Here is a 9350-nt window from a genome sequence, read left to right as displayed (position 1 = left end):
TTATAATGAAGAACGATACCAAGAGAGATTAAACAGCCTAGCACCGTTAGAATATCGGCACCAGGCTGCGGCATAAATCTTTTGTTTTTTTCACTGTCTACTTGACAGGGTGCAGTTCAAAACGCTAGGTGGATTATTATATCTTTGATCACTTTTGTTTCACAAAGCTTGAATGCTGTGCGTAAGAAGAACTAGATAAAGATTTTATATTTTTGACTAAGCTTTTCATTCACTATTCTGTTGTTGTCATTAGGTATATTTCCTCGTTCTGTTAATCAATCATTCTTCAAAAATTAAATCCCCAATTTGACAATTTTGATTATTTTCAGCTTAGATTACCTGGCTATAGGCTCCAGATCAAGTGAAGATATACTTTTAAAAATCATTTAAATATCGAAATATAAAAGAACGGAGTTGTTAACTTCTCGTCTTTAACTGACTGTTTGAACTTCATTAAACATGTTTTCAAATGTGTATAAACCTATTTGCTTAAATGACCTGCACTGACTTATGCCAAACGCATAAGATAAAGTGAAATTACTAACTGTGTAATCATCGTGTATCACACGAAGAAAAGCAAAAAAAGGGACTAAAAATTTCAGCTAGAGGTGAAGCGTATGATGTTAAAAAAACAGCTGGCGATCATAGGTGGTGATGCCCGCTATTTAGAATTGATAAAAAAGCTAATCAGCAACACAAATTATCAGATCCAATTGATTGGGTATGACTTGTTAGATCAAGGATTTTTAGGTGTAAAATATACTGATTTAGATGAAGTCTCACCTGAAACACTTGACGTCGTTATTTTACCTATTACCGGTGTCGAAAGTAATGGTCAGGTGAAGTCGACTTTTTCAAATAGATCCCTCTTCTTACCGGATGACTGGTTTGAGCGAATTAAAAGTAAGGCACTTATTTTTTCGGGAATAACAACACCATATTTATCTGAGAAATTAGCGAATCAAAAGTTAACTTTTATCCCACTAATGGAACGGGATGATGTAGCTATTTATAATTCAGTTCCAACAGCAGAAGGGGCAATTTTGTTAGCTCTTCAACATATGAAAACGACTTTACATGATGCAAACGTTGTTGTGCTAGGATTAGGCCGAGTGGGCTTAACCGTTGCCGATAAATTTACAAAGCTTGGTGCTCATGTGTCTACAGGTGTAAGGAAAACACGAGATATCGCCAAAGCTCACACGCTCGGATACAATGGATTTCACCTAAGTGAACTAACTTCATATACTAAAAAGTGTCATTTATTGATTAATACAATACCTGTTATGGTGCTTGATAAAGAACAATTAAATACACTTCAATCGGATGCATTAATTATTGATCTAGCATCAAAACCAGGTGGTGTAAACTTTGCTCATGCCAAAAAGCGAGGGTTAAATACAATTCATGCATTGGGATTACCAGCGAAAGTTGCTCCTAAAACAGCTGGTGAAATACTCGCCAATGTCATTGATCAATTAATTATTGATCATCAATAATATGTACGGAGGGGATCGGTTATGTTAAAGGGAAAGAAAATAGGTTTTGGTCTCACTGGTTCACATTGCACGTATGAAGAGGTTTTTCCGATAATAGAGAAATTAGTTGCAGCAGGTGCAGGTGTACGTCCTGTTGTTTCATATAGTTTTCAAAAGGTAAATACAAGATTTGGTAAAGCAGAAGACCATTTAAAAAAGATAAGTGATATAACAGGAAGCCATCCAGTTACTACAATTGAAGAGGCAGAAACATTTGGTCCAAAGGATCCTGTAGATTGTATGGTTATCGCACCATTAACAGGTAATACAATGAGTAAGCTAGCAAATGCTGTTACAGATACTCCAATTTTAATGGCAACTAAAGCAACGATGCGTAATCAAGCACCAATTGTTTTAGCTCTTTCAACAAATGATGCATTAGGTTTAAACGGAGTTAACTTAATGAAACTAATTGCAACAAAAGGAATTTTCTTTGTTCCTTTTGGTCAAGATAATCCAGTAGGTAAACCAAATTCACTAATATCAAAAATGGATTTATTACCTGAAACGATAGAGAATGCTTTATCATTTAAACAATTACAGCCAGTCATTACGACTTATTAAAATAGATTTTTTTCTAATTTAACGATAAACTTCCCCCTCTTTGACATAAGAATATGTTAAAATAGATATTACTATTTAATATGCTTGTGGAGAGGGGTTTTTTTTATGTCAAATACAAAAACATATAATGTCGCTGTATTAGGTGCAACAGGAGCCGTTGGCCAAAAAATAATAGAGACTTTAGAAATGAAGAACTTTCCAATTAAACAATTGAAACTTTTATCATCATCACGGTCAGCTGGAACGAAGATCAAATTCAATGATGAGATTATCATTGTTGAAGAAGCTAAACCTGAGAGCTTTGAAGGCGTTGATATTGCCTTATTCTCTGCAGGTGGATCGATATCAAAAGTATTGGCACCTGAGGCTGTAAAAAGAGGTGCAGTTGTTATAGATAATACGAGTGCGTATCGAATGGATGAATCAGTTCCACTCGTTATTCCTGAAGTTAATGAAACAGATATTCAAGCTCATAATGGTATTATTGCAAATCCAAATTGTTCTACAATTCAAATGGTTACTGCTTTAAAACCGATTCAAGATAAATATGGGCTTAATCGGGTGATTGTCTCTACCTATCAAGCTGTTTCTGGGGCAGGAGCAGAGGCGGTTGAAGAGCTCAAAGATCAAGCTCAAGCTTTCTTGGCTGGAGAAGATTTACATGCAGAATTATTACCTGTTAAGAGTGAATCCAACCATTACCCAATTGCATTTAATGCATTACCACAAATTGATGTTTTTCAAGATAATGGTTATACATTTGAAGAAATGAAAATGATCAATGAGACGAAGAAAATTCTACATCATGCAGAATTATCAGTTGCAGCAACTTGTGTAAGATTGCCTTTCTTTACATCTCATGCGGAAAGTGTTTACTTTGAGGTCGAAGAGGACACATCTGTTTCAAGTATTCAAGCAACATTGAAGCATGCACCGGGTATTGTGTTAAAGGATAATCCACAAAAACAAGAATACCCAACACCATTAGATGCAGCTGGGAAGTCTGATGTTTTCGTTGGTAGAATCAGAAAAGACTTAGACGATCATAAAGGTTATCATATGTGGGTTGTATCAGATAATTTGTTAAAGGGAGCAGCTTGGAACTCAGTTCAAATCGCCGAATCTCTGGTGAAAAACAATTGGCTTTAATATTGAGGTGAAGTAAATGGATGTTTTAATTCAAAAATTTGGGGGGACATCACTAGCAGATGCGACCACAAGAAAACATGCAATTAAACATATTCAAGCTTCAAAACGAGAAGGTTATAAAGTAGTAGTTGTTGTTTCAGCAATTGGACGTGCCCCTTCTCCGTATGCAACAGATTCTTTGTTAGCCTTAGTCAATTATCCAAATGGGAAGCAATCGAAGCGGGAACAGGATTTATTATTGTCTTGTGGTGAAATTATCTCAGCGGTCGTCTTATCTAATGAATTAAAACAAGAAGGTTTGCATGCGATTGCTTTAACTGGGGCACAAGCAGGACTTATGACAACAGATGATTTTACAGCTGCAAAAATTAAAGCAATCGAAACGGATAGGTTGAAGGACGAATTACTTGTGAATGATGTCGCGGTAGTTGCAGGTTTTCAAGGAGAAACGGCTACACATGAGACAACAACATTAGGGCGTGGTGGTAGCGATACATCAGCCGCTGCACTTGGTGCTGCACTTGATGCTAAATTTATTGATATTTTTACAGATGTAGATGGGATCATGACAGCTGACCCAAGAGTTGTAAAAGATGCACGTACACTGGAGATTGCTAGCTATACTGATATATGTAATTTAGCTTATCAAGGTGCAAAGGTTGTTCATCCACGCGCAGTTGAAATTGCGATGAAAGCAAAAATACCGATTCGAGTAAGGCCAAGTAATGGAACGGGACTAGGAACATTAGTTACTGGATCGACGGATAATGATATCGAGGTCAATATTCCAGATCGACTCATTACAGGTATTGCTCACATGTCGGGGATTACTCAGGTGAAAATTGTAAGCCAAGAGCCTGCTGGTTTATTACCTGCTCAGATATTTGAGGCAATGGCAGAGGCAAGTATTTCAGTTGACTTTATTAATATTTTTCCATCAGGTGTTATGTATACAATCCCTGAGTTACTAAGTGAAAAAGCTGAAAAGATATTAAGAAAATTAAATTATCAACCAAGACTTATTCATAATTGTGCAAAAGTTTCAATCGTTGGTGCTGGTATGACGGGTGTTCCGGGTGTAACAGCGAAAATGGTTCAAAGTCTAGTCAATGAAGGAATTGAAATATTGCAATCTGCGGATAGTCATACAACTATATGGGTGTTAATTAATGAAAAAGATTTATTTACAGCGATTAATGCCCTTCACCAAGCATTTGAATTGAATGATCAAATGATTGAGACAAATAATTAAAGGAGGGCATATTTATATGAATTTTGGTCAATTACTAACAGCGATGGTTACGCCCTTTGATGAAAATAATCAAATTGATTACGAAAAAGTGACGGATCTGATGCATTATTTAATTGATAATGGTTCGGATGGTTTAGTGATAGCAGGAACGACTGGTGAGTCACCAACTTTAACTTATGAAGAAAAGATATCACTATTTAAACATGCAGTAAAAGTTGCTGATGGGAAATATCCAATCATTGCTGGAACAGGATCTAATAATACTGTTGATTCAATTCAACTAACAAAAGCTGCCGAGGAAATAGGGGTGGATGCACTTTTACTCGTTACCCCCTATTACAATAAACCCAACCAAGCTGGCTTATATCAACATTTTACTGCAATTGCAGAGGCAACAAAATTACCGATCATGCTTTACAATATACCAGGACGAACGATGGTTCATCTGAATGTAGAAACGATTATTGAGTTATCTAAAATTGATAATATTGTTTCAGTTAAGGAGTCTAGTGGAAACTTAGACAACATTGCAAAAATTATAGAAGAAACTGATGATGATTTCACAGTATACAGTGGTGATGATAGTCTTACCTTGCCAATGAAATCTATAGGCGGGGCAGGAGTTGTATCTGTTGCTTCACACATTATTGGAAATGAGTTTAAAAATATGTTAATTAAATTTGATTCTGGTGATGTAAAAGGTGCTGCTAGATTACATCGGAAGTTATTGCCGATTATGCAAGGGCTATTTATGGCGCCGTCACCAGCCCCCGTTAAAGCTGCTCTACGAATGAAGGGGATTGATGTTGGTCATGTTCGACTTCCACTTGTAAATGTGAGTGAGGCAGAGGAGCAATTAATTCGAGACTTACTCTCGTGAAGTGAGCCTTCACTTAATTAATCAACGATAAATAGTGAGTGCAATATCAAAATTGATATTGTGCTCTTTTCATTTGGATTTTAAATCCAATATTTGAGGAGCATAGGCTCACCGTCATCTCTCGTAGATGGAAAGAACGTTTCTGTTTGACAAATATGATAATGATCTTAAAGAAATGATTTTCGGTAGGATTGAATCCAGTCTCATTTATAATAGGAGAAGAAGAACAAGCTATAGTATGTTATAATAAGGTAATCGACAGTTATTTGTAAGGAGTTTTTTTATGGCAGGTAAAAAAAGAAAGCAGAAAAAGAAAAAAAATAAAATAAGTGTCCAGTTTAAATATGAACTATATGGTATTCTATTTGTCCTACTTGCTATTTTTGGCAGTGGTGCAGGCTCAATAAGTGATGGTTTAATTACATCATGGTTAGAGAATAGTTTAAGATTTTTATTTGGCTTCTGGTATATGCTAGCTTCCATAGCCTTATTGATCATTGGGATTTACTTAATTGTAAAAAGAAAAACACCACAGCTTTGGACTAGAAGGACTTTTGGATTGTTGTTGATTTTTCTTGGACTACTATTGGTTAGTCATATTGATCAATATCAACAAGATTTAGTAAATATTGAGGACTATTCAATTATCCGAATGACATGGCGACATTATATCGATTATCTTAATGGGGCTGTTAGTGCAAGTGTTTTGGGTGGGGGAATGATCGGTGCAATTATTTACGCCTTTTCCTATGTTCTCTTTTCAACAACGGGCGCCCTGTTTTTAGCTATTTTTATGCTGTTGATAGGAACGATATTTGTTATCGATTTGTCACTTGATAAGTTTTTCAAACAACAAAAAACCCGGGTGAAATCATTTTTCAAAAAGCGAAAAAAACGTCAAAAGAATCAATCTAGGCAGAAAAGAGAAGCAAAGACAGATTCTATTCAACCAGTAGAATTAATAGAGTCTGAACCAAATAAAGAGCCTGTAATCGAGGCTTTTACGGAAGTTGCTTATTCAGAGACTATGGATTCAAATGTGGAAGAGGAATTGGATAAACAGAATCACGATAGTCATTCTGAACAGGATTTAGATACAATTGAAGTTGCCCCTATGACCGAATTGGAAAATACTGATTATCAATTACCCTCAATTGATTTATTTGATCAGCCCAAGAATAAGAAACATCAACAAAATCGAAAGGAAATTCAAAATACAGTTCGTAAGCTTGAGACTACATTTAGTAGTTTTTCGGTAAAGGCAAAAGTAGCTAAAGTACATATTGGTCCAGCGGTGACAAAATACGAAGTTTATCCTGAACCGGGGGTTAAGGTGAGTAAGATAGTCAGTCTACATGATGATATTGCATTAGCCTTAGCAGCAAAAGATATTCGTATCGAAGCGCCAATTCCAGGGAAATCAGCCGTGGGTATTGAAGTGCCAAATCACGAAATATCTATGGTTTCAATGTATGAAGTATTTGAAACAATCAAAGATCAAGAAGGATCCAAATTATCTTTTGTTCTTGGTCGTGATATTTCTGGGGATGCCATTGTGGCGGAATTAAATAAAATGCCACATTTACTGATTGCAGGTGCAACAGGAAGTGGAAAAAGTGTTTGTATCAATGGAATTATTACGAGCATTCTTATGCGTGCAAAACCACATGAAGTCAAGATGATGATGGTTGATCCTAAGAAAGTTGAGTTGAATATTTATAATGGGATTCCTCATTTATTAGCTCCCGTTGTTACGGATCCAAAGAAAGCCGCCCAAGCCTTGCAAAAGGTTGTTGCTGAAATGGAGCGTCGCTACGATCTTTTTTCAGATAGCGGAAGTAGAAATATTGAAGGTTATAATAATTACATCAATAAATACAATGAAACGGTCGATCTTGAGGATCGCCAACCGACATTACCTTATATTGTTGTCTTAATTGATGAGTTGGCAGATTTAATGATGGTTGCATCAAAAGATGTTGAGGATGCCATTACCCGGCTTGCTCAGATGGCCAGAGCGGCAGGAATTCATTTAATTATCGCAACCCAACGTCCTTCAGTTGATGTGATTACAGGGGTAATCAAGGCAAATATCCCATCACGGATTGCCTTTAGTGTGTCGTCACAAACCGATTCAAGGACAATTTTAGATACGGGTGGAGCGGATAAGTTGTTAGGCCGTGGTGATATGCTCTTTATGCCAGTTGGCTCATCTAAGCCAGTTCGGATTCAGGGTGCTTATTTATCTGATGATGAGGTTGAAAATGTTGTTGATCATTGTATTGGACAACAAAAGGCAGTATATCAAACAGAAATGATTCCTGATGAAATTGAACAAACATCTGACCAGCCGGATGATGAATTATTTGATGAGGCTGTGGAAATGATTGTTGAAATGCAAAGAGCTAGTGTATCGATGCTCCAACGACGTTTCCGAATTGGTTATACAAGGGCGGCAAGATTAATTGATATGATGGAAGATCGCGGAATAGTTGGTCCTTACGAAGGTTCAAAGCCTAGAAAGGTACTGATCACAGAGTATCCGGACAATGACGTTTGATTCCAATTTGAATTGATTTGAACGATGCCATCAAAGCCGATAAAGAGTATTTTGCTCAGTCGACTTAACTTAGTTAAAAATAGAGTATTGTTAATCTTTGGAAAGCGCCGTTATCTAAAAAATAGTTATTTTTCATATGTGACTTATTTCAACATTGCAAGTAACAAAACTAAAAATCATGTTGATATATATATTGTAAGAATAAAGTCAAATCTTAGCCAGTTGGGATGGTTCTATCCCACTGAGTGTGGGATGATGAATCGGGCTTTTACTGACTTTTGACCCTAGCTATAGAATCCAATGGTTTTCCTGAAATGATTGAAGTGGGGGACTTACAAGTAGTATATCTTCGATAAAGATTTTCCATGTGCAAAGCAGCGTTATTCAATGGGATTCGAACCCATTGAATAACGCTTTGTTTTATTACCCATCTATTTTTGGTATTCTGAATCATATTTTCATACTTACTTTGAATGATTCCTCAGCAGAAGGGACAAATTATTCTAAATAATTGGACTTTTGCAACAAGTCATTTTTTTACGAAATATGTCATAATGGCTATTTATTTATTTATAGTAAAATGTTATATTGTTAATGACCAAGTCAATTGATTTTATTACTGGAGGATTTTAAATGTCGATAAATGATTATAATCGATTTAAAGAAGGGCTTAATCATATTCGGAATGATATTGAAGAAGGTCTTTTTTTACCGAATGAAAAGCTATATCCTCTTTATGAACTAGCCAAAAAATATCAAGTCTCACAACAATTGATGAATGCAATTCTTGACCAATTGGTTGAAGAGCGTATTGTGACAAGAAGATTGGGCGTTGGCGTATTTGTAAATCCAAAACCGATCTATTCATCCGGTATTGAAGAATTAGGTAGTGTATCTGAAATGATAAAAAAAGCAGGTAAGGTACCTGGAACACAGTATGTAGCAGTAGAGATTGTGGAGCCGACTGAAATGGATTTAAGCAACTTTAACTCGTTGGACGTCCAAACAATAGCCCGAATTGAACGGGTGAGGACTGCAGATGGGGAACCGGTTGTCTACTGTATAGACAAGGTAGACAATGCAGTAATTCCGATCGGCCACATCCATGGTCAAGATTCAATATTTGAATTAATTCATGATTACACTGGGAAGCGCATTGAATATGCACATGCCTATGTTGAACCAATTGGTTATCATGAAAAAATATCTCCTATTTTAAACTGTGGCCCGGATCAAGCTTTATTATTATTGAAACAAGTACACTATACAGAAGATCATCAACCGATACTCTATTCAGAAAACTATTTTAGAAGTGATGCCTTTCAATTCCATGTTGTGAGAAAGAGAATGTAATACATTTTATTAAGACTACCACTCTAGTTCATCTAATCAATAATCGGTCAACAA

General features: G+C 36.1%; 7 protein-coding genes. All 7 read left to right on the top strand.

The window, feature by feature from the left end:
• Positions 1 to 620: 620 nt before the first annotated feature.
• On the top strand, positions 621 to 1499 hold the full coding sequence (gene dpaA / locus KQI76_RS07825) for a dipicolinic acid synthetase subunit A (protein ID WP_253288868.1): 879 nt from the start codon (positions 621 to 623) through the stop codon (positions 1497 to 1499).
• A gap of 21 nt (positions 1500 to 1520) precedes the next feature.
• A complete protein-coding gene (locus KQI76_RS07820; RefSeq protein WP_216399772.1) occupies positions 1521 to 2102 on the top strand; it encodes a dipicolinate synthase subunit B in 582 nt (193 codons plus the stop codon).
• 105 nt (positions 2103 to 2207) lie between these two features.
• The gene (locus tag KQI76_RS07815; protein WP_216399771.1) at positions 2208 to 3251 is read left to right on the top strand and encodes an aspartate-semialdehyde dehydrogenase; all 1044 of its coding nucleotides are present in this window, start codon (positions 2208 to 2210) and stop codon (positions 3249 to 3251) included.
• 16 nt (positions 3252 to 3267) lie between these two features.
• The gene (dapG, locus tag KQI76_RS07810; protein ID WP_216399770.1) at positions 3268 to 4503 is read left to right on the top strand and encodes an aspartate kinase; all 1236 of its coding nucleotides are present in this window, start codon (positions 3268 to 3270) and stop codon (positions 4501 to 4503) included.
• 16 nt (positions 4504 to 4519) lie between these two features.
• Positions 4520 to 5383 carry a 4-hydroxy-tetrahydrodipicolinate synthase gene (dapA, locus tag KQI76_RS07805; RefSeq protein WP_216399769.1) on the top strand — a complete coding sequence of 288 codons (864 nt, stop codon included), beginning with the start codon at positions 4520 to 4522 and terminating at the stop codon, positions 5381 to 5383.
• Positions 5384 to 5666: 283 nt separating this feature from the next.
• Positions 5667 to 7943, top strand: coding sequence for an FtsK/SpoIIIE family DNA translocase (locus KQI76_RS07800; protein ID WP_216399768.1), 2277 nt, complete (start codon positions 5667 to 5669; stop codon positions 7941 to 7943).
• A 633-nt stretch (positions 7944 to 8576) separates the two neighbouring features.
• Positions 8577 to 9296: a GntR family transcriptional regulator gene (locus KQI76_RS07795; protein ID WP_216399767.1), complete on the top strand. Its 720-nt coding sequence runs from the start codon at positions 8577 to 8579 to the stop codon at positions 9294 to 9296.
• Positions 9297 to 9350: the final 54 nt, after the last annotated feature.

Origin of the sequence: Amphibacillus sp. MSJ-3, assembly GCF_018919165.1 — a bacterium.
Taxonomy (GTDB): Bacteria; Bacillota; Bacilli; order Bacillales; family Amphibacillaceae; genus Amphibacillus.
The sequence above is the reverse complement of the archived record's forward strand: the minus strand, read 5'-3'. Positions and strand labels throughout refer to the sequence as shown.